We start from the raw sequence: 25,580 nt of genomic DNA on the forward strand, positions 1-25,580 counted from the left end.
TCCGGGTGCTCGCAGCGAGCACTTCACTTTAGCATTCGCCATCGGCGACGCCGCGGTTTCAGCCCGACAAATTATTCATGTTCATCTGTCGGCCGAAGCGCCGTCACCCGGTCAACGATAGCGCAGGCGCTTGCAGAAGCGGACTTCGCACTGCGGGCACTTCGGCAGGGTTCCACAGATGTCGCCATGGTCCGCCGACATGAACACCTGCAGCAGGTTCGCCACGAAGTGCGGATCCACGCCCGCCTGAACTGACCATTCGCGCAGCCGTTGCCCGGCCTCGGCCGGCTCCAGGACCTCATGACTGATACCGAGCCGGCCCGGCCCGATCAGCCGGCTGAGGAGATCGGGTGCAGCGAGCCGGGCGGCGACGGGCGAATCGCCCGCGTCGGCCAGGAGGCGCGCTGCATCGACCTTGTGACGTTCGAGGGTCGCCTGCACCTGCGCCAGCAGCACCGCCGGTTGTTGCTGCGCCTGGTTGCGCCGGAACCAGTAGTAAGCCTGCGTCATGCCGCCGCCAACCGCGTCGGGCAGGTCCTCGAATTCCTCGCGGGCATAAAAACGTTCCTGCAGCTCCGGGGAAAAAAAATCCCGGATATCTTCGCGGCTCACGCGTCGCGGCCCCATCTTGCCGTTGCCCTGACCCGGGAACAGCGGATGCCAGTGCAGCAGGATGAAATCGCCGTCGTCTGCCAGCGCATGCAACACGGTCTGCCGGTAGGCGGCGTGACGCAGCGGATCGAGGTTGTGCAGCAGGCCATGATCGAGCACCAGGTCAAAGGGCTCATCCGCGCGCCATGCCGTGATGTCGGCCTCCACCGGCGTCACGCTGACACCGGCTTCCCGGGCACGCGCCTGCGTGAACTCCAGTGCCTTGGGAATGAAATCGAGCGCCGTGACGTCCCAGCCGCGCTCTGCCAGGTAGACGGAATCGGTCCCCGCGCCGCAGCCGATGTCGAGCGCGCGGCCTGGTTTGCGCTTCACGCACAGCTCGGCAAGAAACAGCGTGGCCTGATCGTGCGCCCAGGGCAGATCCCGCCAGGTCTTTGCCCAGTCGTAGGTGGCTGAAAAGGTTTTCAGTTCATGCGTACTCACGGTGTCTGTCCTTGTGCGCTTGCAGCGTGGAAGCTTAGCAGTATTAATTTTTGCCGATTCAGCTCCCGGGAGAATCCATTTGCCCGACCGCCAGCGAATACATGAGCGGCATGACCTGGCGCAGGCCGGGTCCAGTACAGGATCGACCTCAGCTACAAGGAGAACTCCCCCGATGAGCCCGCCCCCCGTACATGCGCTCGCTCCAGTGAGCAGAATCGAACGTTCCTCCGGCAGCACCGACCTTCAGCCGGAAGCTGTCGCGGTTCGCGACGCCCTGCTGGCACAGGGCCTGGAGACCCCGCTCATCGAAAACCAGCTGAGCGCAGATGAAAAGCGCCAGCAAATACAGGTCCGTTTCACGGAAATCATGCAGATCCTTGGCCTGGACCTGCGCGATGACAGCCTGATGGATACACCCCGGCGTATTGCCAAGATGTACGTAAACGAGATCTTTGGCGGACTCGACTACCGCAATTTTCCCAGGCTCACCGTGGTCGAGAACAAGATGCAGGTTGACGAGATGATCCGCGTCGACGGAATCAATGTCTCCTCAACCTGTGAGCACCATTTCATTACCATCGATGGTACGGCCAGCGTGGCCTATATTCCGCAGCGCAACGTCATCGGCCTTTCAAAGATAAACCGCATCGTCGCCTTTTTCGCCCAGCGGCCGCAGATACAGGAACGCCTTACGGAACAGGTACTTCTCGCGCTGCAGACCCTGCTTGATACCAGCGACGTTGCCGTGAGCATCAAGGCGGTACATTACTGCGTAAAGGCCCGGGGCGTGATGGACACCAACAGCGAAACGACGACCACTGCCCTGGGCGGCGTATTCAAGACCAGCACCGATACGCGGAAGGAATTCCTGCTGGGACTTGCCCGGAGCTAGGCAGGGACGTCTGAACTTCGCCATTCAGCTTCGTAGTCGAGCCCGAGCCGCACCAGCCGCTCAAGCAGGCTGCCGTAGCTGATGCCGGCAGCGGCGGCAGCAGCGGCAAAGTCCTCGCCATTGCTCAGGTTGGGATTGCAGTTCGCTTCCAGCAGATAAACGCTGCCGTCGGCACGCATGCGGAAATCCATGCGCGCATAACCGGTCATGTGCAGTGCACTGTATATCCGCTTGCTCAGGCGGCTCAGGTTTTCTTCGGCCGCTTCGCCCAGACCCATCGCCCGGCCGGTTTCTATGCCGTGTTTCTGCTGATACTTGAGGTTCCACTTCACCCGTCGGGTGGCGATGCCTGACATCAGCTTCGGCAGCGTTCCGAAGTTCATCTCCCAGACCGGAAAAGTACGCAGACGTTCGTTGCCACACAGGCCCACGTACAGCTCGCGTCCCTCGATGTATTCCTCCACCAGTGCGTCTGTCTTCGTGCTCTCGTGAATGAAGTCGATGCGCTCACGCAGGCGCACACGATCATCGACGATCGAAGCCTGGGAAATGCCAAGCGAAGCGTCCTCGGTCGCCGACTTGACGAACAGCGGATAGCGGAGTTTCGCGGACAGGCGATAGGGACGCTCACGGCGGAACAGGGCAAACTGGGGCGTGGGAATACGGTGATAGGCCATCAGCTGCTTGCTGAGAACCTTGTCCCGCGACAGCATCATGCCGCGCGGATTGCAGCCGGTATAGGGCTGACGCATCAGCTCCAGAAAGGCGACGATGTGCTGGTCGTAGGTGACGATGCCCTGGAATTCCTGCAGCAGGTTGAAAGCCACATCCGGCTTCCAGGTCGCGATTTCCGTACGCAGCTCGGCCAGGTTGTCGTACAGGCCCAGCGCGCGTACCTCGTGCCCGGCCTCGCGCAGGAAGGCCATCACGTCGTATTCGGTTTTCCACTCTTCGATCTGTTGAGGGGTGTAACCCGCGAGAGTATCGGGCGGCACGAGGCTTTCGTGCATGAGCACCAGCACACGCAGTTTCTTCATCCGCTATACCGCTCCAGACCAGGACGGATTCGGGCCCGCGTTCAGAGTTTACGGGAGGGAAAGACCTGCCGGTAGCCACCGACATCGCCGTCGAGGATCACGTCCTCCAGACGCACGGGTCGCGCCAGTGCCAGCCCGGCAAGACTGCGGCAGCGGCTGAGCGCCACATAAGTCTGTCCGTGCGTGAATGCGCCACGGCCCAGATCGATGTACACGCGGTCGAAGGTCTGCCCCTGGCTCTTGTGTATGGTAATTGCCCAGCCCAGACGCAGCGGCAGTTGTTTGAACGCCCCGACCACACCCGGCGTGATCTGCTGCGTGCTGCGCTCGTACTGGTAAGCGATATTTTCCCAGGTGGCCGGCTTCACCTCATGCTCGCTGCCATCGGGCAACTGCACCGTCGGGCCATCCTCCGACAGCGCCGTGACAATCCCCCAGGAACCGTTGATCCAGCGTTTGTCCGCATCGTTCTTCAGGAACATGACCCGGGCGCCAACCTTCAGACCGAGTTCCGGCTCGGTGGGAAATGCCGAGCCGTCAAAGCGCCCGGTGATCTCGGCCGTGTATATCTGCCGCGTGCCGGGCAACGCCGCCAGGCGCCGGCTGTTTTCACGGAAAGCCGCGTCATTGGTTGCCGTCAGCACGATATGACTGTCCGGGTCCTCGAGTTCAGCCCGGGTCAGTACGCGTGAATTCAGCGCTTCAAGGACGGCCTCGTCAGGTTCACCGTCGCGGATGTGCTGCAGGATCTCCCGGAACTCGGCATCGTCCTTCTGCCGGTAAATCTTTTCCAGCTCGATGGAACTGCCGCCACCGCAGCTTTTCCAGGCCTGTGCCTGGAAAAAGTACGGACCGCCGCCGGTCGCTTCGAAATATTCCCTGAGTTCCGGCTCACGCACGACCGGCGGCAGCTGCCAGAGGTCGCCGAACATGGCGAGCTGGACGCCGCCGAAGGGTTCATCGCTGCGCCGGTTGACCCGCAGGGACTGGTCTATCCCGTCAAGCAAGTCGGCGCGCACCATCGACACCTCGTCGATGATGAGCAGCTCCAGGGCTTTCATCACGCCCGTATGTCGCAGCGGCCGGATCGCGCGCAGATCCACAAAGCGGGGCGGCAAACGGAAAAAGGAATGAATGGTCTGGCCGCTGACGTTGATCGCCGCCAGACCGGTCGGCGCAACGACCGCCACATTGCGCACGGTCTCTTCGCGCAACAGGTGCAGCAGGGTGGTCTTGCCGGTGCCGGCCCGGCCGGTGACGAACACATGCTCATCACTGCCCTCGATCAGGTCCAGGGCGCGCTGAAAGTCGGCGTTTGGCTCCAGACCTGCGCGGATTGACGATGGTGTGTCCGGGCTTTGCTTCATCTAGACTGCATTATGCTCGACTATTTCGCTGCACTGCTTGCAATCACCTTCGTCGCACTCGCCATCATCTACGATGTGCGCTTCCGCCCCGTGCCCTGGGACATCTACCGGCCGAAGGCGGCGTGGTTGCGCGCAGGCATTTACTTCTGCTGCTGCTGGCTGCTGTCGTATCTCAGTGGCGGCATGCAGCTGATTCTGGACAGCCCGGTGGTCAGCACGGCTCAGCTCAACGATCCCGGCTGGGTACGTTTCACGCTCGGCCTGTACGGATTCATCCTGATTGCCTATGCCGGCGTCTGGTCGTATTTCACGCCGGTATTTGAACGGCAGAAGAATCCGCTGATTTCCGCGCTGTTCGGTTTTCTCTGGGGCTCGAGTTCGGGACAGCTGTTTCTTGCCGTGTGGCTGATCGTGGGCAAAGCCGGTCTGCCGGACTGGGGCACCTGGCTTGTGACCTTTGCGGTACTCGCCGCCTGGCAGCCGAACTGGCACAACATCTACTGGGACCACTACATCGCGCCCGAGCACGACACGCCGATGACGCAGAAGATCAAGGCGCTCGGCTGCCACATCCCGAACATGGCCATCGCCCTCACCTGGCTCACGTTCTACGAGAATTACCTGCTGTTTGTCGGCCTGCAGGTGATCGCCTGCGTCTCTGCCAGCCTGGGCATGCGCTACCCGGCACCCTGGGCAGCACCGAGCGCACTCAACTATGCCCGGCGCACCAGGGCACGGATCCCGCGCTGCACCGGCTATATTCCAGAGGACCCGCGCAGCGATCCGTACACCCCCTTCTATCCGGGGTGGCATGGCCCGGCAGGCCAGGGCACCACCACGGTGCGATGATGAGCAATGAATGATTTTTCCAGTCTCGATCTGTCGCCGGCATTGCGCCAGGGTATTGAGGCCGCTGCCTATCTCGACATGACACCTGTGCAGGCAGCGAGTCTGCCTGCGATCCTTGCCGGCCGGGATGTGACCGCCCAGGCCAAGACCGGCAGCGGCAAGACAGCGGCTTTCGCACTCGGCCTGCTCGCGGCCATCGATGCCGATCGCATCCAGCTGCAGGGGCTGGTGCTTTGCCCGACGCGTGAACTCGCCGACCAGGTCAGCAAGGAGATCCGGCGCCTCGCACGATTCGTCCCCAATATGAAGGTGCTGACCCTGTGCGGCGGGATCCCGCTGCGCCCGCACCTGGCTTCGCTCACGCATGAGCCGCATCTGGTGGTCGGCACACCCGGACGCATCCTGGAACTGCTGCAGAAAGGCGCACTGCCGCTGGCAAACATCCGCGTACTGGTGCTCGATGAAGCCGACCGCATGCTCGACATGGGCTTCAGCGTAGACATCAAGGCCATCACGGCAGAGATCCCGCGCAAACGCCAGACCCTGCTGTTTTCCGCTACTTTTACCGACGCCGTGCGCGACATCAGCCGGCAGTTCCAGCGCGATGCGCTGGATGTCAGCGTTGCCGCCACCCTCGGCGCTGACGAAGTCGAGCAGTTTTTCTTTGAGGTCGGCGAAACGCAGAAGTTCGACATACTGACGAGCCTGCTGACCCAGCATCGGCCTGAATCCGCGCTGGTTTTCTGCAATACCCGGCACGAAGTGCGCGCGCTGACCGAACGGCTGGCTGAACGGGGCCACTCCGTACTCGCGCTGCATGGCGATCTCGATCAGCGCGAGCGCGAAGAGATGCTGCTGCAATTTGCCAACCGCAGTTGCGCGGTGCTGGTTGCCACCGACGTGGCAGCACGCGGACTGGATATCAAGGACATGCCGGTGGTGATCAATTACGACATGGCCCAGAGCGCCGATGTCCACCTGCACCGCATCGGCCGCACCGGTCGCGCCGGCGGCAAGGGCCTCGCGTGGACGCTGTGTACGCCTGGAGAGCGCCACCGGACCGCGGAAATCGAAGAGCGTCAGGGCACACCGCTGAACTGGCAGAAACAGGAACCAGGCAATACCACACAGAAGGCCCTGACCGCCGGCATGGTTACCCTGATCATCGACGGCGGCCGACAGGACAAGTTGCGCCCCGGTGATCTGCTCGGCGCACTGACTGGCGATGCCGGCCTGCCCGCCGATTCGATCGGCAAGATCGACATCTACGCGACGCGCACCTATGTGGCCATCAGGCAGCGCTCGGCAAACCAGGCTCTGCGCGCGCTGGTTGCAGGCAAGATCAAGGGCCGCCGCTTTCGCGTGCGCCGGCTGGCCTGAGGTTTTCAGCGCAGCGCGGGTATCACCCGCTCGCCGATCAACCGGATGCCGTGCGCCTGGTGATTTTTCAGCTCCAGGGACACCTGGGTGCAGCCAGCCGCTTTCAGTTCCAGCAGATGCCCGATGACACGGTCCATGTCATTCGTCGTGCCGGTAAGCGTCAGATGATCCACGCACATATCCAGCAAGCGGTCGGGAAGACCCTCGACCGAGTGTGCGTTCTTCGCGGCCATCGCATAGATCTGCGGGATGTGTTCGAGAATCACCGCGAAGTCTTCCGCACTCATGAACTCGCGCATCATGTATTCGCGAAAGATCGCGCGGAAACCGATCCAGCGTCTTGCTTCGTGGCGCGCTTCCTGCAGGTCGTCGTAGACATACCAGGCCATGAAGTTGTTGAAATGGAACGCCGCCGGGTCTCGACCAAACTCCTGAAGGTGTCCATGCACGGCACTTACTGCGGCCCGGCTCAGTGCCGGCGACAGGTCGCTCATCATGATGCCGTCGGCGGCCCGCGCCGACATGCGCAGCATCTGCGGTCGATTGGCTGCGGAAAAGACCGCCGGCGGCACGGCTGCGGTGATCCACTGCGGGTCGTAGTCGTTGATGCTGTACATCTCACCGTGATAGCTGAACGGCCGCCGCGTGGTCGCGCCCTTCACGATATCGATGGCCTCGCCCACGGCGCGGACCCGGCGATCACGGGGAATCTCCAGCGCCATCACGACCTCGCCGCCGCCGCCGATGATGGCCTGCGCACGGCCCGGACACAGCTCGTTCAGCGTCAATAACGCCATGGCAATGCGGAAGGGATGCAGCTCGTAGGGACTGAGCGCGATGGGTCCGAGGCGGATCCTGCTCGAGGCCCGCGCCAGCTCCGCCAGGTTGCCAAAGGGATCGCGGCCGTCCAGATAGCTTGCACACCACACGGCATGAATGCCGTGCTGCTCCGCCAGCAGTCCCAGTTCCGTCAATCGCGCCGAGGGCAGCTGCGAATCAAGGACGATATCGACATCCATCGATCGACGCGCTCAGATCCGCTTCCAGCTGCGCAGCGCCTCGCCGTAGAGCTTGTCGACGTGCTCGAAGATTCCAGGCGCACCCTGCTCCAGCAGCGCCCGGTTGGTTTCGGGAAATACTTCCCGGCCACCCTCGGCTGGCAGCTGCCGGGTGGCATCGATCACGATCTTGCTGGTCCGCGCGTACTTCACCTGGCTGGGATCAGTCTGCAATCCAAAGGCATCCTCGATGATCTTGCTGGCCGGGTACGGCTGCCAGCGTGAGCCGATGGCAAATATCACCTCACGGCGATCGAGGATGTTCACGTCCTTGTCCACCACCACCACGACCTTGGCGATCGGATTGCGCTGCGCCACCTTGAGTCCGGCGGCGAGACCTTCACCAGCCTCCTTCTTGTCGATGCTCATGACCACGAAGCCCATCGTGTCCTGCGGGTTGGTGTAGGCAACGAAGTTCGGGATCTGTTTGCCCAGCAAAACGCTGTATATCGCGTCCATCGGTGCGGTCACGCTGGCACGCTGCATGCCGGTCATCGCATTCACGAACCAGGGGTCGCGACGGTGCGTGACCGTGTTGATGGTCATCAGGTAGTTGTCGTGTTTCACCGGACCGAGATAGCCGAACATCTCGCCGAAGGGACCTTCGTCCTCGAAGGGGCCATTCAGCTGCACCTCGCCCTCGATCACGAACTCGGCATGCGCCGGGATCAGGATATCGGTGTCCTCGGAGCGGACCACGTCGATCGCCTTGCCGCGCATCCCACCGGCAATCGCCAGCTCATCCTGTGGCGCATCCGTAAAGCGCGGCGCCAGGCGCGTTCCGCTCAGCAGCCAGACCATCGGATCCTGGCCCATCACGATCGAATACTTGACCACCTTCTCGCCCCGCTTTTGCGCGGCCTTGAGGAACTTGTCGCCAGTCTGGTTGGGTTCGATGTTGATGCCGAGAGTGCGTGGCCCCTTGATCTCGCAGCGGTAGGTGCCGAAGTTTGGTCCCAGCTTCGGATCCACCATGAAGTGCGAACCGGTATTCACGTAACGGCCACCGTCGGCCGGGTTGGTCTTGAGGAAGGGAAATTTCAGCAGGTCAATCTCGTCACCCTTCAGTATCACCTGCTTGCAGGGCGCCTTGTCGCGCGCGATTTCGGTCGGCGGAATCTCGGGATACTTGCCGCCGTTCTTCGCCAGCATGTCCTTCAGCCAGGCCATGGCGCCGTTGTAGGTCGCGTAGTGATCGCCCGGCACCACCGACAGGTTCCAGACGATCGCATCGGTGTTCCAGTGACCATAGAGGTTGATCAGCACAGGCCCCTTCATCCACTTGCCGTCGACCTTTACCTCATCGAAGACCATCGTCGGCGCGCCATACATGCCGTACTGGTCTGTGGCCCGGAAAAACAGGCCCGGAATCTCGTACTGGTCCTGGTCGATGCGATCGAAGCGCATGAGGAGGCCGTTGGCCTCAAGCGCCGCAACCCAGTCGCGCATCGAGTCGAAGGGTGCCCTGGGCGGAGGTCCCGAGCCTTTGCGCATGGGCCCGGCACTGGCCGCATAAACCGGCTTGCCAGCCCCCGCCGCAAATGCCGCCAGCCCTGCGCCCGTTGCGCCGACGCCGGCCAGCAGGCTGCGGCGTGAAATTTCCTCGGCGGACGGCTCTTTTTTTTGCTCGGACATGGTCGGCTCCTGTTCACTGGCAGTCATGATCAACTCATGAGCGGCAACGATACTTCACGAGGACAGCGCAAGCCATCTGGGAGACGGGGAGCAGTCCATGTACAGTTGGCCATCAAACGGACAAGCCCGGATGAATGATTCACCCTTGAAAAGTCGAGGCGGACTTCGGCGGATTGCGGATGCGGCACGCTACTCGCTGGCCGGCCTGCGCGCCGCGATAACCCATGAAGCCGCATTCCGTCAGGAACTGGCCGTGGGCGTGCCGTTGATGGGGCTGGCGCCATTCATTGCGCCCGACAGATGGGCAGCACTGGCGATGATCGGGAGCATCCTGCTCGTACTGATCGTCGAGTTGCTCAACTCGGGCATCGAGAGTGTCGCCGATGCCGTCAGTACCGATCACCATCCGCTGCTGGGACGCGCCAAGGATCTGGGCAGCGCAGCCGTGATGCTCAGCCTGGCCATGGTCGTGGCGACGTGGATTGTGGCGCTGTGGCCTCCCTGATTCGGTTCGCAGCCTGCGCACTGGCGGGCAGAAATTCGAAATGTACAGCACGGGATCCGGGCCAGCCGATGCGCGGAAGGCCCGATGGGTGGAGCCCACGACGCTCAGGGTTGATTCTTCGCGCTGGTTGCCTGCTGGGCAAGCGTGGCGCAATAGTTGACACCGGCGCCCGGCCGCTCACCTTTATAGAACACGCGATAGGGTTCGTAGTTGTCGAGGATTCCATAGTCGCCCGTGTACTGGTAGCAGTAGAAGTTCTCAAACACGAAGACGCGGGGCGGAAAATACGTGAGACTGGAAAAGGCCAGCATCAATACCGCATAGGCTGTCACCACATGTGGCCTCTTGACGGTGCGTATCGACGGACTGGAGAGAATCAGCCAACTGCCAAGCTGACCGGCTGAAATACCGGCCACCATGATGGCCAGCATCACGGCGAGGCTGGGCTTTGCACCCGTGCTGTCCACGTATTGCAGGTAGGACAAATAGACCACGAGGATGAGCAGCGGCGTCAACGCCAGCGCGACGACCTTGCCGAGCCAGTAATTGTGCGCGATTTTCCGCGTATAGGTGTACTGGACGATTGCAAACAGCAGCCCCGGCCAGAAGTACATCTTCGTGTGTTCCCATGCACTCTCGTTCACGGCTGCCAACAGGGCCATCGGACGCCAGTATTCGCTGAGCTCAAACGCGAAGTGCAGCAGGGAACCAGCCAGCGCAACCCAGAAGATGCAGCCGACTTCCCACAACAACAGCTTGTGACGTGCGGACATCAGACAGGTCTCCCCGTGAGCGGTACGGCTCACACCATACCGAGAACAAACCAGCTGCCGATGCCGGCGATGCCGCCACCGATCAGCCGCAATACCAATTTGCCGCGCGCATAGTGCCGGGGCACATCACCGATGATGACCCCCAGCACGTGCAAGGCCGCTGTGCCGCAAAGAAAACCCGCCGCATAACGTACCGGCTCGGCAACGCGGGGCATTTCTGCACCGTGCGCATAGCCATGAAAGATGGCAAAGAAACCCACCGCAAGCATCGCAAGCATCAGCGGCAGGCGGCGATCGGCGGCAATGGCAATACCCAGTACCAGAACTGAAAAGGCGATACCGGCCTCAACCGCCGAAAGCGGCACTCCAAGCAAACCGAGTAAACCGCCAAGGCCCATCACGACGACAAAAGTTGCCGGCACGGTCCAGATCGCCCGGCCACCGATCTGCGCGCTGAGAATGCCCACGCTGACCATCGCCAGAAAATGATCCGGACCCAGCACCGGGTGGGTGAGACCGCCGATAAAGGAGCCGAGTGGCAGGCTGCTGGCCTCGTGCGCCAGAGCGAGGCCAGGCAGAGCGCACAGGACTGCCGGCAGCAGGTAACGACTGATCAGGGACATGAGTGAAAGCGATCCTCAGGAACGGTTCTTGAAAAAATCGACCAGCATGGCGTTGACCTCATCGGGCTTGTCATAGACCGCCGCGTGACCGGCGCCGGGCACGATCTCGACGCGCAGGCCCGGCATCAGGCTGGCAGCTCTCTTGCCAACCTTGTGCGGGTCATACAGCACTTCCTGTTCACCAAATACCAGCAGCCCTGGCGAAGCGAAGCGGCGGAGCAGCGCTTTCGGTTCCGACATGAAGAATTTTCCGAGCACCTTGAGAACCTTCCACTTGTCGACACGACGCGTGCGTTCGTCATAGATTCCCAGTGACCAGTCGACGCGATAGTGGCGGGTGCACAGCGCCATCGCCCGGGCGAGCGTGCGATCGAAGGTACCAAAGGATCCGCCGGCGCTCTTTGACGACACCGACTTCGCAGTGAGGTCGTCCTGCAGGGCATCCGCGTCCTTGCTCTTCTTCATCACGCGCGTCAACCAGATACGCCAGGGCAATCGTGCCCGCGACAGGCCGGTAGGGCCCAGCATGGCAACGGACAGCACGCGGCCAGGCGCAAGAATCGCCAGCCGCATCGCAACCCATGCACCGACACTGACCCCGGCGATATGGCTCCGCTGAATCTCGAGCGCATCAAGGACATCCAGCACCCAGCAGGCGTAGTCATCATCGAGAAACGAAGGGGGATTCGGATCGCTGCGGCCGGGTTGACCCGGAATATCGAGCGCGTAAACACGGAAATGCCGCGAAAGATCACCGATCTGCCGACGCCAGAGTGGCGCACACCCGGCCACCCCGGGAATCAACAGCACCGGCTCCCCGTCAACAGGACCGGCGACCAGCATGTGCGTGCGGCCAAAACGCGTCTCGACAAAAACACTTTCGACAGGAACCGGGATTTTCGCCTCGGTATCCTCATACCAGCTCATGATGGCATTGAAGCCGGACTCCGACCTGTACATCTTGAGGTTCGGCAGCACTGCAGTCGCAGGCTGTGATGCAGCAACACGGCTCTTTTTCTGGCGCAATCGGGCCGAAAGGCCGGACAACTCGCGGGCACTGGTTGACACACTGACTCTCCGCAAACGCTTCCCAAAAAGGGAGCAGTCAGGAGAGGATTCGGAGCCAGGCAGAAGATGGATTCAGGCAGCTGTGCGCCGGTGGCTGCCTGTCGAATCGCTCAGGCGCTGAACAGTGCCACGTGATCCCTGATGAACTGCCTGAGCGAGATGGGCTCGCGGCCGATCAGTTTCCTGAAGGTGTCGGTCGTGTGATCGAGACCGATGTCGGCAATTTCCTGGAACAATTCGCAGACGGCGTTCAGGTGCCAGGGTTTGAGGATCCCGGTCATCCGCTCGCGGAACTGGGCCATCGGCATCGGCACATACTCGACCTTCCGGCCCAGCACTTCTGAAAAGCGCTCAGCCACCTGTTTGAAAGTCAGCACTTCCGGCCCGGTGATCTCATGACTCTTGCCGCCATGCCCGTTGCCGGTGAGCACCTCGGCGCACACGGCACCGATATCGCGCGCATCTGCCATGCCGGTAGTCCCGTCACCCATCGGCAGGGAGAACCTGCCCTGCTCCTTGATGGAGCTCGCACTGGCGAGCAGGTTCTGCATGAAGAAGTTCGGCTTCACCATGGTCCAGGCAAGTCCGGAGGCGCGAATATATTCTTCGACTGCCCAGTGGGCGCGGGGGATCGGGGTCCTGGCTGTCGCGACCGCCTCCATCGAGGACATCTTGACGAGGTGCTTCACGCCGGCAGCCACGCACAGATCGGTGAACTGCTTTTCGTTCGCCTCCTGCTGCTCGCCGTTCGGCAAGAGCAGAAAGGCTTTCCCGGCTCCCTTCAGCGCCTTCCTGACGGTATCGGCATCGGCGATATCGCCGACCACCAGTTCCACACCGGCCGCCTGCAGATCTGCCGCCTTGGCCGCATCGCGGACCAGAGCGCGCAACTTCGCGCCTTTGGTGATCAGTTGCTTCGCGGTCTCTCCACCGATCTTGCCGGTCACACCCGTCAACAGGATCATCTTCGTACTCCAGAGCGCGGGCAGCGTCAGGCCGCGCCCCCGAGCCTGATCACGCCCAGATAGAGGCTTTCACGGCCCAGCTCGAAAACCATCGTTGCCCGACCCGATGCGCCGCTCACTTCCAGCTGGTATTGCCCGCTGTCCGGTTCGAGCCGGTCGATCCTGAATTCGCCAAAGGTATCGGTCGTCGTCCGGCCAAGCTCGCGGCCATTCTGCTTCAGCACAACCTCGGCGCCTTCGGCGCATTCATCGACGCCCTTGATATCGGCTGCCACCGATCCGCCAATCATGCATTTGGTCATCAGGTGCAGGTTCTTGTAATAGACGCGAGGCTTCGTGCCGAGCTCCGGCTTCAGTACCTCGAGACCTTCCTGCTCCCGGATCCGCTGCATCTCCTCGTCATCGACCTTGACCGACCTGAATACATCGGTGGGACAGCATTGCTCGGCGCGGGTCCTGGTCCAGCCCTGGTCGAGCAGATGCGCATCGAAGATCCACGCCTGCGGAATCTGCTTCTCCTCGTTCCAGGAAATCGCACCGTAGGGACAGGCCTCCATGATCTGCTTCTGCCCTTTGCTCTTTTCCGGGTCGATGATGACGATGCCATCGGCACGCTTTGTAACCGCACCGTTCTTCGCAGCCTTCATGCAGGGTGCATCATCACAGTGGTTGCACATCACGGGCATGAAGTGTGCATCGACGATCGGATAGCTGCCGCGTTCCTTGCGCTCGATATCCAGCCAGTTGGCGCCCATCGCCGGCTGTTCCGCCGCATAGCCCGGGAAGGTATTCCCCGTGTGTTCGTCCTTGACCGCCAGGAAGCAGGCGCGGCAGTTATTGCAGCGCTCGACATCGACGATCATGTTCCATTTCTTGGCCATCTCAGGCGACCTCCGCCGGTTTCCAGGTATCCACACCGGTCCATTTCTCGACCTGGATCAGGGTCGTGTTCGGCCGGATACCATGGCTTTTCGGGGTGATGGATTTACTCGAGTTCAGCAGATTGACGCAGCCACCCAGGTCGGTGGACTTGCCAGGTTCACCCATCGGCCGGTATTCGGCCGATGCCGTCGACGCACTGATGACGCCCGGCCGCAACCGGCCGGTAACCTGCGCCGCGCAAACGACCGAGCCGCGATCATTCCACAAGCGGATCAGGTCATCGTCCTTGATGCCGCGCGCCTTCGCATCCTCCGGGCTGATGCGCGCCACGAAGTAATAGTGCTCGCCGACCTTGACGCGATGTTCGCGGATGTCGCGGAGGAAGCAGCCTTCATCATCACCCATGACGTGGAAGGGATAACGCGAATGCGGCGACAACAGCTGCAGCGGATACTTCGCGAGTTCCGGGTTGTTTTCCGGGTTCTCGAAGGTCCGCATGTACCTGTTCATCGGCGGGCGCTCGGGATCATCGAAGCGTTTCAGCGTCGTGGGTACAAACTCGTACTTGCCCGACGGGGTCTGCAGCCCCTCACCGTAGTTGCTCACGAAATCCGACGGCAGCGGATAGGGCTCCGGCACGTCCTTCTTGCGACCCTCATAAAACCATTTCATGGCCGTAGGCGCTCGCGAGCCTTCAGGCTCGGGAGGCACCACGTAGTAACCTTTCTTGAGGAACTGGCGCCAGGAGATGTTCTTCGCCATGTCCGATGAATCGAATGCGCGTTTGCACCACTCGAACTCGGAGTTGCCGCCCTCGGAGTAGACCGCACCCAGGTCCAGCCGCTCGGCAATGGCCAGGAAGATATCGTAGTCGGACTTCGACTCACCCAGCGGCTCGATGCACTTGTGCTGCATCGAGATCACGCGATGGTTGTTCATCGAATACATGTGGTGCACGTACGCGGGGCCGACGTTGTACCACTCGCCGATATCCCAGCGCTCGAACACCGTGCAGGCCGGCAGGATGACATCCGAATACGGCGTCTCGCCTTCCCACCAGACCGACTGGTTCACCACGAACTTGAGGTTGTCGTGCTGGTACATGTTGACCCAGCGGTTCGCGTCAACCATCGTGCCGAAGGACGCGCTGCCGTACTTGTAGAGCATCTGCACCGGTACGTGCCCGGGCGAGGGATAACCGAAGGGAAAGAACTGTCCCTGCACGGAATCAACCGCGGTCAGGTAACCCATCGCCTTGCCCCTGGTGATCGCCTCGGGCAGCCACATGCGCGGAATCGCCTGCTTCACCGTGCTCATGGTGATGATGTGCGGCATGCGCTGGTAGTTGTTGGTCGAGTTGGCGCTGTAGGCCAGGTCGCCCGACATGCTGCCCTCGGCATAGCCGGGGAAATAGAAGTTCATGTCGACCGGCGCACCGAACTGCAGGTTGCCGAAGTTGGAACCCGGACGGCCCATGCCCTGCATGGCACCGAGGATGGTCATCATCCGCGCCCACTGCGTGCCCGTCGGTCCACGGCAGGCACCGCCAACGCCGCAACCCCAGCCACCCACACCGAGATAGGTTTTCTTTCTGCCCCACTCGCGGGCCAGGGCCCGCACCTCGCGCGCCGGAATGCCGGTTTCGGTTTCCTGCCACTCGGGTGTCTTGGGGATGCCGTCGTCCTCACCGAGCACATGCGCTTTCCATTCTGCAAAGCCCGTGGTGCGCTTCTCCACGAACTCCTTGTCGTAGGTGCCCTCGGTGATCCAGACGTGACAGAGCGCCTGGGCAAATGCGGCATCAGTGCCCGGCTTCGGCGAGAACCACTTGCCACCGAGATGCGCAGCCGTGTGGTTCATGTACGGGTCGATGTGCACCATCTTGATGCCAAGCTCCTTGGCCCAGCGACGGCGCTGCGTTCCCTCGAAGCCGTAGGCAGCGTCCGGGTCGCTGGACCAGAACACCATCATGTCGGCTTCCTTCAGGCAGTCCTCGACCGTGCCATAGGGCTCGGCCGCACCGAGACGCATGCTGTTGCCCCAGTGATGCATCGCGCCCCAGAACCAGCCTTCCCAGCTGTCGGGGTTGTGCACCAGCTTGGTGGTACCGATCAGGTTCCAGAAACGGTTGAAGGCACTCAGGTAGTGGCCGAGGTTGCCCCATTGGTGATGCGAACCGTTGGCCACACAGATGGCGCCCGGACCAACCGCCTTGCAACGCTTGATCTCGCCGGAAACGATATCGAGCGCTTCCTTCCAGCTGATCTCCACGAACTTCGACTTGCCGCGGTTCTGGATGTTGCGTTCGCCGTTCGGGTCGAAGTCCACCCGCTTCATCGGCTTGAGAATGCGGTTTTTCGAGTAAACCATCGACTTCTGGCACTGGCCGTGTGCCGCGAGCGTCGTCTTGCGCGGTGGCACAAAGGTCTTGCCGCGCGCCTTGATCGAGTAAGAACCCGCATCGCTGTCGTCGAGATCCATCGGCGTGGTGCGGAGTATCTTGCCGTCCTTCACATAGACGAAGATCGGTCCACCGTTGGTGCCATTGGTGTAGCGCGTGACGCCGTTGCCCATGTCGGTGCCGGCTGTCCAGGTGTAGGACTCCATGCTCGCCACCAGCGCCATGAACCAGTCCACCAGGGCATCCGGACCCTGCATGGTCAGCTTGAAGTTCTTGGCCGCATCGATGCGCTCGAGCTGGTCGAAAGGCGGCGTGAGGAAATTCGCGGCAATCTTTTCGTTCTTGAAGAACAGTCTGAAATCCGGATTCTTGTGGATGCCGGCACGACTGGAGATCTTGCCGTTCCTGATCTGTATCCAGCGACCCTTGGGCTGGTCTTTCAACTGGAACTGCGCGATGCAATCACGCTCTTTCAGACGTTCCGCAAATTTCGGGTATACGGCGGCACATGCGCGCATGGACTGCGGGATACCCCACAATATGACCGATAATTTCATGTCACTCTCCTGAAGCAGGCGCGAAAGTCGCTACGTCGCAGCCTTCATGAATCGAACGCGCAGCCGAACACTGGAGTTCCAGCCGCTGGACATGATTCTACGGCGTCCCGGGTCCGGGGCTACTTAGCAATTGTCAATTCGATGCGGTTAGCCAACCCGCGCCGAGCCGGCAGAATTACAGGACCTGGAACAATTCCTGCAGAAAACCGCTGCCCGGATTGCGGACGATCATCGTCCTGCACCTGCCGCGGCCCGGCTGATCGATTTCCATCGGGCCCGAGTACACTTCCGCACCCACGGCAGCGCAGCCACGAGCGGTCTCGTTCAGGTCGGCAACTTCGAAAGACTGGGCCAGGTAACCGATATTGGGTGGTACGGCGTCGGGTACCAGGCTCGGAATCTCGTAGTTCATCGGCGTGGCCAGCGCGATCTTGCCGTACTCGTGGTCGCCCTGGATGATCACGCTCCGGGTCTGCGCGTGCTCGGGCAGGCTCAGGGCGCGATTCGTTTCCGCACCCTGCAGCACAGACTCGATGAAGAGCGACATGTGCAGCGGGCCGTAATAGAAGGCGAGCGCCTTCTCCATGTCGGACACGGTGGCCGCCGTGGTGACCACCGAGGTAAAACCGGTCGGCGTGCGGCCATATTTTGCAACGAAGCTGACGATGCGCCCGATCACCGTTTTCGGGTCCTCGGTGACCAGCTGGATCAGGTTGATCACCACGCCGTCCGGCCCGTCGAATGAAGCTTCCAGCGTTTCGCCGACCACCGGACCAAAATTGTTGTGCGCCGGCTCGCTCCAGAACGTGAATCCCTGCGCTTTCAGCCGTTCGTAATCCTTCCTGATGTCACTGGCGTAGATGTTCAGGTTGAAAAGGCCCGTGGCGCGGCGAATATTCGCCGGCCGCACCAGTTTCCGGTTGGGCGCATCGAACTCCATGAGCTGGATGCGCCCGACGGGATCAGCGCCGTGTTCGAGAAACGCGCAGCGCGCCCTGCTTCCCGCCGGCAGTTTCCAGTAACGCTCGAAGTCGGGCCCCTGCCAGGTCCAGGTCTGCGCAATGTTCAGGCCGAGGGTGCCGGCATAAAACTTCAGCGAGGTATCGAGGTTGCCGACACCGATCACCACCACACTGACCGGCGCGCCGGCGACATTTTCATTGCTGCTCATGCCAGAGATTCCTCCACGGACCATCGACTGATCGTTCGGGGGGATTCTACATAGATTGGGCAGCGCTGGTCCCGCTCACGCGCGGGGATCAACGCCTGTCAAAACGATCCAGGGTCATCACCTTGGACCACGCACCGACAAAGTCCCGCACGAATTTCTCGCGTGCGTCGTCAGCTGCGTAGACCTCTGCGATTGCGCGGAGCTCCGAGTTGGACCCGAAAACAAGGTCCACCGGGGTCGCCGTCCACTTGAGGTCCCCCGTGCGGCGATCACGGCCCTCGTAAACACCCTCGGTTGCGGATGACTTCGACCATTGCGTCGACATGTCGAGCAGGTTCACGAAGAAATCGTTGCTCAACGTTCCGGGCCGACCGGTCAACACACCCGCCGAGGACTGCCCGGCGTTTGCATTCAGGACCCGCATGCCACCGACGAGAACGGTCATTTCCGGAACGCTCAGCGTCAGCATGCTGGCCCGGTCGACGAGCATTTCCGGTGGCGATCGACGGTTAGCCGCGGCGAAGTAGTTGCGGAACCCGTCGGCGGTCGGCTCGAGAACCGCGAAGGATTTCACATCGGTCTGGGCCTGTGATGCATCCGTGCGCCCCGGCATGAACGGAACCTGCACGTTGTGCCCGGCGTTTTTCGCGGCCTGCTCGATGGCCGCGGCACCACCCAGAACGACCAGGTCGGCGAGCGATACCTCTTTGCCGCCTGATTGCGCACGGTTGAAGCTTTTCTGGATGCCCTCAAGGCGCTTCAGCACCTTCGACAACTCGGCCGGATCATTGACAGCCCAGTCCTTCTGCGGCGCGAGACGAATGCGCGCACCGTTGGCCCCACCGCGCATGTCGGTGCCGCGGAAGCTTGCCGCCGATGCCCATGCAGTTCTCACGAGCTCCGGTATGGTCAGCCCCGACGCGAGGATCTCCGTCTTCAGCCGCGCAATGTCCTCGGCACCAACCAGCTCATGGTCGACCGCGGGAAGCGGATCTTGCCAAAGCAGTTCCTCGCTCGGCACGAGATTGCCGGCGTAGCGCGCACGCGGGCCCAGATCACGGTGTGTCAACTTGAACCATGCCTTCGCAAAAGCGAGTTCGAACTCCGGCGGATTTTTCAGAAAGCGCTGCGAAATTTTCCGGTAGGCCGGATCGAATTTCAGCGCCAGGTCCGTCGTGAACATGATCGGCGCATGGCGTTTGGCCGGATCGAAAGCATCGGGCACCAGATTGGCTGCCGCTCCATCAGCGGGAATCCACTGGGTCCCGCCTGCAGGGCTCTTCGTCTGCACCCAGTCAAACGTGAACAGGTTGCTCAGGTATTGCATCGTCCAGGCTGTCGGGGTGGATGTCCACGCGCCTTCCAGCCCGCTGGTGATCGTGTCGCCGGCATTGCCGCTACCGCACTTGTTCTTCCAGCCCAGGCCTTGCTGCTCGATGCTTGCTGCCGCCGGCTCGACGCCGACGCAATCGGCAGGAGGAGCGGCACCGTGAGCCTTGCCGAAGGTGTGACCGCCGGCGATAAGCGCAACGGTTTCTTCATCATTCATCGCCATCCGCCCGAAGGTCTCGCGGATATCCCTCGCGGCGGCAAGCGGATCAGGGTTGCCGTTCGGGCCCTCCGGATTCACGTAGATCAGGCCCATCTGGACCGCGGCAAGAGGATTCTCCAGCTGCCGGTCGCCGCTGTAGCGTTTGTCGGCGAGGAACTCGTTCTCCGGTCCCCAGTAGACGAGGTCGGGCTCCCAGTCATCCTCGCGCCCGCCGGCAAAACCGAAAGTCTTGAAGCCCATGGATTCCATGGCGACAGTGCCCGTGAGGGCCATGAGGTCGGCCCAGGAAATGCTCCGGCCATACTTCTGCTTGATCGGCCAGAGCAACCGTCGCGCCTTGTCGAGGTTTGCGTTGTCCGGCCAACTGTTCAGCGGCTCGAAGCGCTGTTGGCCACCACCCGCACCGCCGCGACCATCAGCCACACGGTAAGTGCCCGCGCTGTGCCATGCCATGCGAATGAAAAACGGCCCATAGTTGCCATAGTCTGCGGGCCACCAGTCCTGGGATGTGGTCATCACCGCTTCGATATCTTTCTTCACGGCATCGATATCGAGACTTGCGAAGGCATCGCCGTAGTTGAAGTCCTTGCCCAAGGGGTCGGACTCGGCAGCGTGCTGGCGAAGAGGCGCGAGATTCAGCTGTTCAGGCCACCAGAACTGGTTGGACTTCGGCTGATCCTGCGCGAGCGCCGGGCCCGAGAAAACGACCGGTGCCATCACGACCGACAAAGCGGCAAGAAAACGTATCGGTTGAATAGACATTGGAATCAGATCCTCCGGGCAACAAACACAGGGAGCGTGGTGAATGTTCGGCTGGGAACACCGTGCAGATTCAAGGCCGCAGTCGGGCCACGAGAAACGCATGGCCAGAGTGCGCTGCCGGGCCGGCCAAAGCAAGGCTGCTGCCACGACCTGACCGGCGTCGCCATGCTTCAGTGCAGTCAGGATTCGCGCTGGACAAGCGCCTGTCATCGGGGCAGTCTCGACACGGAGTTGCAACTATTCCCGGGAGTATTGCCATGGCGATGGTTGACTGGCGGATACAGGGCTACGACTACTCAAGCTGCAATTGCGCCTGGGGCTGCCCCTGCCAGGTGATGGCACCACCTACCGATGGCACCTGCCGGGCGGCAGCCGGCTTCGAGATCAGTCGCGGCCATTTTGGCGACACCCGGCTCGACGGCCTGTGTTTCGGCGGCTTGTTTGCCTGGCCGGGGGCCATTCATGAAGGTAACGGCGAAGCATTGCCACTGATCGATGTGCGGGCCACGCCTGCACAGCGCGAGGCCCTGCTCAAGATCATGTCAGGCCAGGAAACCGAACCGGGCGCGACCTTCTTTCAGGTGTTCTTCTCCACGCTCAGCAAGGTACACGAGCCCCGCTTCGTGCCGATCCGTTTCGCGATAGATCTCGAGCAACGCACCGCGCAGTTCATCGTGGAGGGGCTGGTCGAGGCGCGGGCCGAGCCGATCCGCAACCCTGTCACCGGCGCACCGCAGCGTGCGAGGCTCGTGCTGCCCGAGGGCTTCGAGTTCTCCGAAGCAGAGCTCGCGAGCAGCACGGTCATGACGCGCAGCGACTCGCCCATCGAACTGGCATGGAAGGGCCGGCATGCGCACCTGACGCATCTCGACATAACCGGTCAGGGAGTGGTGCGCGCTGCCTGAGCAGCCAGCAGCTTCGCAGGCGGCTGGCCCGGGTGGATTGTTGATCGCAGGCCTGCGCCGGCAGCGCGCGATCGTCATTGCTGCACTGGCCCTGCTCACCCTGCTCGGCTGGTGGTATCTCCGTGCCGCACCGATGGCGATGCCCGGAGCCGGCGGCGTCTGGGCGCGAGGCTATCTGCTCGCCTCGTTCCTGATGTGGTTCATCATGATGGTGGCGATGATGACGCCATCGGTGGCACCCGTCGTGCTGCTCCATGACCGCGTCATGCACCGTGGCCAGCCGGGCTGGCACCGGCGCACCCTCGCCTTCCTGCTCGGCTACTTCATTGTCTGGGCAGCCTTCTCCGCAGCGGCAACCCTCGCCCAGTCAGCACTGATTCGCAGCGGCGTCATCGATGCCATGGGCGTGATCAGCGACGGCCGGGTGGCGGCGCTGCTGTTGCTGGCGGTCGCGATCTACCAGTGGTCTGCCGCAAAAACAGCCTGCCTCGATCGCTGCCACTCGCCGCTGGCCTTCATCGTGCGCCGCCGACGCGGCCCGCTGCGGGATCTGCGTGCGGGTCTCGCCCATGGGAGCTGGTGTGTCGCCTGCTGCGGAGCGCTGATGCTGCTGCTGTTCGTCGGCGGCGTCATGAATCTCGCCTGGGTGGCCGGCATAACGATTGCGGTCACCATCGAAAAGCTCGTGCCACGGCCCGGACCGGTCCGCATCGCGATCGGCATCAGTGCGCTGATCGGCGCCGCGTGGATCGGGTGGCGGGCCTGGCCGCTGATGCCACACCAGGCGTTCATGCCGTGGCTCGAATGGCTGGTGTCTGCATGAACCGGATGCCATTCATCAGGGTGCGACTGCCGACGGTCCCGGTGTGCCACCAAACAGGGCTCTGAGCCTGGCGAGATCCGAAAATCCGACGCTGCCATTGCCATCGAAATCCGCGTCCGGGTCGCTGGTCCCGAACTTCGTGCGGAATATGGCGAGGTCGGCAAAGTTGACCCGATTGTCATTGTTCAGATCCGCATCGCACCAGTTGCCAAAACCATCGCCATCCGAGTCTCGCTGGTCGGCATTGGCCTGTCCGAGGCAGTTGTCCACCGTGTCCGAAACCTTGTCTCCATCACTGTCCAGGATGATCGACACGGTGACCCTGGCGACGGCAATGCGCGCTCCGTCCTCAATGAAATACTCGAAGCTGTCCGGGCCCTGATAGCCGGGACCTGGCGAGTAATTGGCCATTCCATTGACGATGGCAACCGTCCCGTGCAGCGGGTGGGTGTATATGCCGATCATCTTCCCGTAGCCGAACCCCAGGTCATTTGCGGCGACGTCAATGCTCACCGGGAGGTCCATGCCGGTAACCACCTCGTCATCGAGCGCCGCATAGTCGACGACCCGGACCGAGACGATGGCGCTGTCAGCTCGAGCCCCATCGGTAATTCGATAGCTGAACGTGTCCGTGTACGGTGCAGGCCGGTTGTATGCGGGGGAATAAGAGATCGATACGCTGTCCCTGGTACCGCTGGACGTGGAAGTGTAGGCGGAGCCGATCTGGGGAGAGGCGACGATGGACAGGGTCAACTGCGCGCCGAATCCCACGTCGTTTCTTGCCACGTGGAGTGATTGCGAGCTTCCGTTGAGCACGACATAGCTGTCATTGAAAGCCTTCGCCGCCACCACGTCGATGCCCACGCGCGCCGTGTCACTGTTGCTGCCATCCGAGACTGAGTATTCGAAGCTGTCGGGGCCCACGTAGCCGGCAGTGGCGGTATACCGCACGCGAATGGCGGCCTTGTCCCCCGGTGAGCCGATGACGGTGGCTGTCCCGTGGAGAGGTGGCGTCACGATTTCCACCGCTGCGGACGCCCCGAAACCCGCATCATTTGCCAGTATGTCGATGGTCGCGGCGTAGCCCTGTGCGACACTGATGTAGTCAGGATGCGCATCGGGCAGGACTGGTCCGCCTTCCGGAGCAAAGTGCCTGAGCATGGCGCTGCCCGGGTCGTAGGCCCAGAAGTCCGGGGCGTTGGCAGCGAGGCCGTAGACGGTCACCGGGTATCCCAGCGATCCCGCATAGGCCGCGGTGAAGGCATCGTAGTACGTTCCGCCGCTGACGAACGCTTCGTTGCCTGTCGCCGCAATGATGTTGGCCGGAAATACCAGCTGGTTCTGCCGTACATCACTTGCCAGAACCTGAAGCCGGCCGTAGTAGAACCGGCTCCGGTCCGTCGCCAATACCGAAGTACCGCCGTAGGCGTCTGCGGTGCCGTAAGTGCCCGTGCCTTCCGCCGCCACAAAGTTGTTGCCGACGACCGTGTACACCCTTACTTCGTGGGATGACGAGCCGCTGTTGCCATGTATTACCCGGGCACCGACGGGGTCGTATTCGATATCGCCATAGTAGACGGATGCGTAGAACCCGTTCGGGTTCGAGTTCAGGACGCTGATGCCGGATCCACTTCCCCAACCGCACAACCAGTAGGAAATCCATTGGTCCTGCGAGGCCAGGATGAATCTCTCCGCATCGATGGCCTCGATGCGATAGGGTACGGCCGTGACGGGCTTGCTGTCATAGGTGCCCGTCTGCAGATCGATGCGACCGACTCGACCGGCGGAGACACCATAGTCAGCCAATACGACGTACCGCCCGTCCGGCGTCAGGCTCATATCGGTGAACTGGCTGTTCGGCGTGAATGTGGTTACTGACCCTGTGCCTGTCGTCATGACACGAACGCTGCTGGCCGTCCGCAGCACCAAAGATCCGTAGCCGGGTGAGTAGATGAGTTGGGCAGGACTGCTCGGTGATCCGATGAAGTTGTCCTGCACGTATGTGGCCGGCGCGGCCAGACAGATCCCGGGCAGGCTCAACCCGAATAGCAGTACCAAACGATGCAGAAGCCCCGCTCTAATGGCCATAGTCCATCCCCCCGATTGTTCTTGTGGTTTTTTCCCGGCCACGTGGCCAACTGGTCTCGTCGACGTGACGAAAGCAGGCCCCCGTGAGAACGCTACATTGTTGGGCTTGGGCTGTCATCACCTAGAACGGGTGATGGCAGCATTAGGTTAAACGGCCGGTGTGGCGAGTGCTAATCATCGCCACCAGTTCGAGCAGCAGCCGGTCTGGCCGAATCCACTTGCCCCGAACGCTTGTGGGCCGATCGCACAGGTCCAAAGCAACCGCCAATGGGTCCAGCATCAGGAAGTTCGGCACCCTCGCGAGATGTCCTTCGAGGTCCTGCCGGACGATGCGCATCGAACTCAGCACGGAACGGTCGGTTGCCGTATCGAAGCGGATCGGCCCCAGGGCGAGCTCCGCCTGGGAGACTTGGTGAGGTGGGCAGCCCATGGCAGCCAGCGTGGCGGAGAACAGGGGCCGAAAGCTCCGGGCACCCAGGTCCGCAAACAGCTCCTTTCTTAGCCCTGGCACGAACAGGGCGGCTCGGGTTTCGTCGTGGCAGAAGAGCACGCACTGACGACGGTCGATGATTAGCCGGTCTGCGTGCCAGCTGCCGAGCGGGCTGTCTTCCCGCAGTGCGTCGGGCGAGACGTCTGGGAGACGGGCGGCAAGCTTGCGGGTGGCGTGGATGATCATCAGGACATAGCCCGACCACAGGTGGCGCTAGTGCAGGACTTCCGGCGGAACGTCCTGGTCACCCTCGTACTCCCTGATTCGGGGTTCGGACAGTTGATCAATTGTGAGTCCGTATGCCCGCAGGCAGTCATTGATCAGACAGTCCACTATCCGGCTGGCCTTCCGGCACACCTCACGCAGCTTATCGAGATCGTCGATGAGCCACCGCCTTCCCTTGACGGTAAGCATCGCCAGGATGCGGTCACCGTGCCAGTATGAGTGCACGAGGAAATTCCTCTTGCGGATCCCGGCCTGAATGGCCTTTCGCTCTGCATCCGTGAGGTGAGTGGCGGCATCAAGTTCCTTGAGCAGGCACCCGGCTGTTCTGGGCGCATCCGGTGCGTCGAGATTGGGCCGCTGACGCGGCGGCTTGCCGTCTCGTTGACGCTGCTCATCAATGATCTGGAGCAGCAACTGCAGACCGTGTTCCAGTTGCTGGGCCTGATGCACGGCGACGCCGAACATTCCGAAGACAGG

Annotated in this window: 22 protein-coding genes; 6 read left to right on the forward strand and 16 right to left on the reverse strand. The window is 62.0% G+C overall.

Going from position 1 to position 25,580, the window contains the following annotated elements; translation table 11 throughout:
- Positions 1–111: 111 nt before the first annotated feature.
- Positions 112–1,143: a class I SAM-dependent methyltransferase gene (locus H6979_06640; GenBank protein ID MCP5139515.1), complete on the reverse strand. Its 1,032-nt coding sequence runs from the start codon at positions 1,141–1,143 to the stop codon at positions 112–114.
- Between the two features lie 124 nt (positions 1,144–1,267).
- Here H6979_06640 and folE point away from each other — a divergent pair, with 124 nt between their 5' ends.
- Positions 1,268–1,987, forward strand: coding sequence for a GTP cyclohydrolase I FolE (gene folE / locus H6979_06645; GenBank protein MCP5139516.1), 720 nt, complete (start codon positions 1,268–1,270; stop codon positions 1,985–1,987).
- On the opposite strand, the gene H6979_06650 is transcribed toward folE, so the two are convergent.
- A complete protein-coding gene (locus H6979_06650) occupies positions 1,984–3,024 on the reverse strand; it encodes a D-alanine--D-alanine ligase (GenBank protein MCP5139517.1) in 1,041 nt (346 codons plus the stop codon). The genes folE and H6979_06650 overlap by 4 nt on opposite strands.
- A 41-nt stretch (positions 3,025–3,065) precedes the next feature.
- Entirely contained in the window at positions 3,066–4,391 is a 1,326-nt protein-coding gene (locus H6979_06655) for an AAA family ATPase (protein MCP5139518.1), read from the reverse strand.
- A gap of 12 nt (positions 4,392–4,403) precedes the next feature.
- On the opposite strand from H6979_06655, the gene H6979_06660 reads away from it, so the two are divergent.
- Together H6979_06660 and dbpA are read left to right on the forward strand one after the other, a co-directional pair.
- Positions 4,404–5,240, forward strand: a complete 837-nt coding sequence (locus H6979_06660) for a hypothetical protein (protein ID MCP5139519.1) — start codon at positions 4,404–4,406, stop codon at positions 5,238–5,240.
- 6 nt (positions 5,241–5,246) lie between these two features.
- Positions 5,247–6,620, forward strand: coding sequence for an ATP-dependent RNA helicase DbpA (gene dbpA / locus H6979_06665; GenBank protein ID MCP5139520.1), 1,374 nt, complete (start codon positions 5,247–5,249; stop codon positions 6,618–6,620).
- A gap of 5 nt (positions 6,621–6,625) precedes the next feature.
- On the opposite strand, the gene H6979_06670 is transcribed toward dbpA, so the two are convergent.
- On the reverse strand, positions 6,626–7,639 hold the full coding sequence (locus tag H6979_06670; protein MCP5139521.1) for an LLM class flavin-dependent oxidoreductase: 1,014 nt from the start codon (positions 7,637–7,639) through the stop codon (positions 6,626–6,628).
- 12 nt (positions 7,640–7,651) lie between these two features.
- Positions 7,652–9,313: a UbiD family decarboxylase gene (locus tag H6979_06675; GenBank protein ID MCP5139522.1), complete on the reverse strand. Its 1,662-nt coding sequence runs from the start codon at positions 9,311–9,313 to the stop codon at positions 7,652–7,654.
- A 130-nt stretch (positions 9,314–9,443) separates the two neighbouring features.
- Here H6979_06675 and H6979_06680 point away from each other — a divergent pair, with 130 nt between their 5' ends.
- The gene (locus H6979_06680) at positions 9,444–9,818 is read left to right on the forward strand and encodes a diacylglycerol kinase (protein MCP5139523.1); all 375 of its coding nucleotides are present in this window, start codon (positions 9,444–9,446) and stop codon (positions 9,816–9,818) included.
- Positions 9,819–9,922: 104 nt separating this feature from the next.
- Here H6979_06680 and H6979_06685 read toward each other — a convergent pair whose 3' ends face one another.
- From H6979_06685 to katG, 8 genes are all read right to left on the reverse strand, one after another.
- Complete coding sequence (locus H6979_06685) at positions 9,923–10,591, reverse strand: hypothetical protein (GenBank protein MCP5139524.1); 669 nt, start codon at positions 10,589–10,591, stop codon at positions 9,923–9,925.
- A gap of 29 nt (positions 10,592–10,620) precedes the next feature.
- Complete coding sequence (locus H6979_06690; GenBank protein ID MCP5139525.1) at positions 10,621–11,214, reverse strand: HupE/UreJ family protein; 594 nt, start codon at positions 11,212–11,214, stop codon at positions 10,621–10,623.
- Positions 11,215–11,229: 15 nt separating this feature from the next.
- Positions 11,230–12,282: an alpha/beta fold hydrolase gene (locus tag H6979_06695; GenBank protein ID MCP5139526.1), complete on the reverse strand. Its 1,053-nt coding sequence runs from the start codon at positions 12,280–12,282 to the stop codon at positions 11,230–11,232.
- A gap of 110 nt (positions 12,283–12,392) precedes the next feature.
- The gene (locus tag H6979_06700; protein MCP5139527.1) at positions 12,393–13,247 is read right to left on the reverse strand and encodes an SDR family oxidoreductase; all 855 of its coding nucleotides are present in this window, start codon (positions 13,245–13,247) and stop codon (positions 12,393–12,395) included.
- Between the two features lie 26 nt (positions 13,248–13,273).
- Positions 13,274–14,128: an oxidoreductase gene (locus H6979_06705; GenBank protein MCP5139528.1), complete on the reverse strand. Its 855-nt coding sequence runs from the start codon at positions 14,126–14,128 to the stop codon at positions 13,274–13,276.
- Position 14,129: 1 nt separating this feature from the next.
- Positions 14,130–17,087 (reverse strand): molybdopterin-dependent oxidoreductase, encoded by a 2,958-nt coding sequence (locus H6979_06710; protein ID MCP5139529.1) that lies wholly within the window; start codon positions 17,085–17,087, stop codon positions 14,130–14,132.
- Between the two features lie 175 nt (positions 17,088–17,262).
- The gene (locus H6979_06715; protein MCP5139530.1) at positions 17,263–18,258 is read right to left on the reverse strand and encodes a VOC family protein; all 996 of its coding nucleotides are present in this window, start codon (positions 18,256–18,258) and stop codon (positions 17,263–17,265) included.
- Positions 18,259–18,346: 88 nt separating this feature from the next.
- Positions 18,347–20,581: a catalase/peroxidase HPI gene (gene katG, locus H6979_06720; protein ID MCP5139531.1), complete on the reverse strand. Its 2,235-nt coding sequence runs from the start codon at positions 20,579–20,581 to the stop codon at positions 18,347–18,349.
- Between the two features lie 248 nt (positions 20,582–20,829).
- On the opposite strand from katG, the gene H6979_06725 reads away from it, so the two are divergent.
- Positions 20,830–21,477, forward strand: coding sequence for a DUF1326 domain-containing protein (locus H6979_06725; protein MCP5139532.1), 648 nt, complete (start codon positions 20,830–20,832; stop codon positions 21,475–21,477).
- A gap of 40 nt (positions 21,478–21,517) precedes the next feature.
- Entirely contained in the window at positions 21,518–22,300 is a 783-nt protein-coding gene (locus tag H6979_06730) for a DUF2182 domain-containing protein (GenBank protein ID MCP5139533.1), read from the forward strand.
- A 15-nt stretch (positions 22,301–22,315) separates the two neighbouring features.
- Here H6979_06730 and H6979_06735 read toward each other — a convergent pair whose 3' ends face one another.
- The 3 genes from H6979_06735 to H6979_06745 form a co-directional block, all read right to left on the reverse strand.
- On the reverse strand, positions 22,316–24,196 hold the full coding sequence (locus tag H6979_06735; protein ID MCP5139534.1) for a hypothetical protein: 1,881 nt from the start codon (positions 24,194–24,196) through the stop codon (positions 22,316–22,318).
- Between the two features lie 334 nt (positions 24,197–24,530).
- The gene (locus H6979_06740) at positions 24,531–25,064 is read right to left on the reverse strand and encodes a hypothetical protein (protein MCP5139535.1); all 534 of its coding nucleotides are present in this window, start codon (positions 25,062–25,064) and stop codon (positions 24,531–24,533) included.
- 27 nt (positions 25,065–25,091) lie between these two features.
- Positions 25,092–25,568: a hypothetical protein gene (locus H6979_06745; GenBank protein ID MCP5139536.1), complete on the reverse strand. Its 477-nt coding sequence runs from the start codon at positions 25,566–25,568 to the stop codon at positions 25,092–25,094.
- Positions 25,569–25,580: the final 12 nt, after the last annotated feature.

The sequence above is a fragment of the Chromatiales bacterium genome, from assembly GCA_024234935.1.
In the GTDB taxonomy this organism is placed as follows: Bacteria; Pseudomonadota; Gammaproteobacteria; order Steroidobacterales.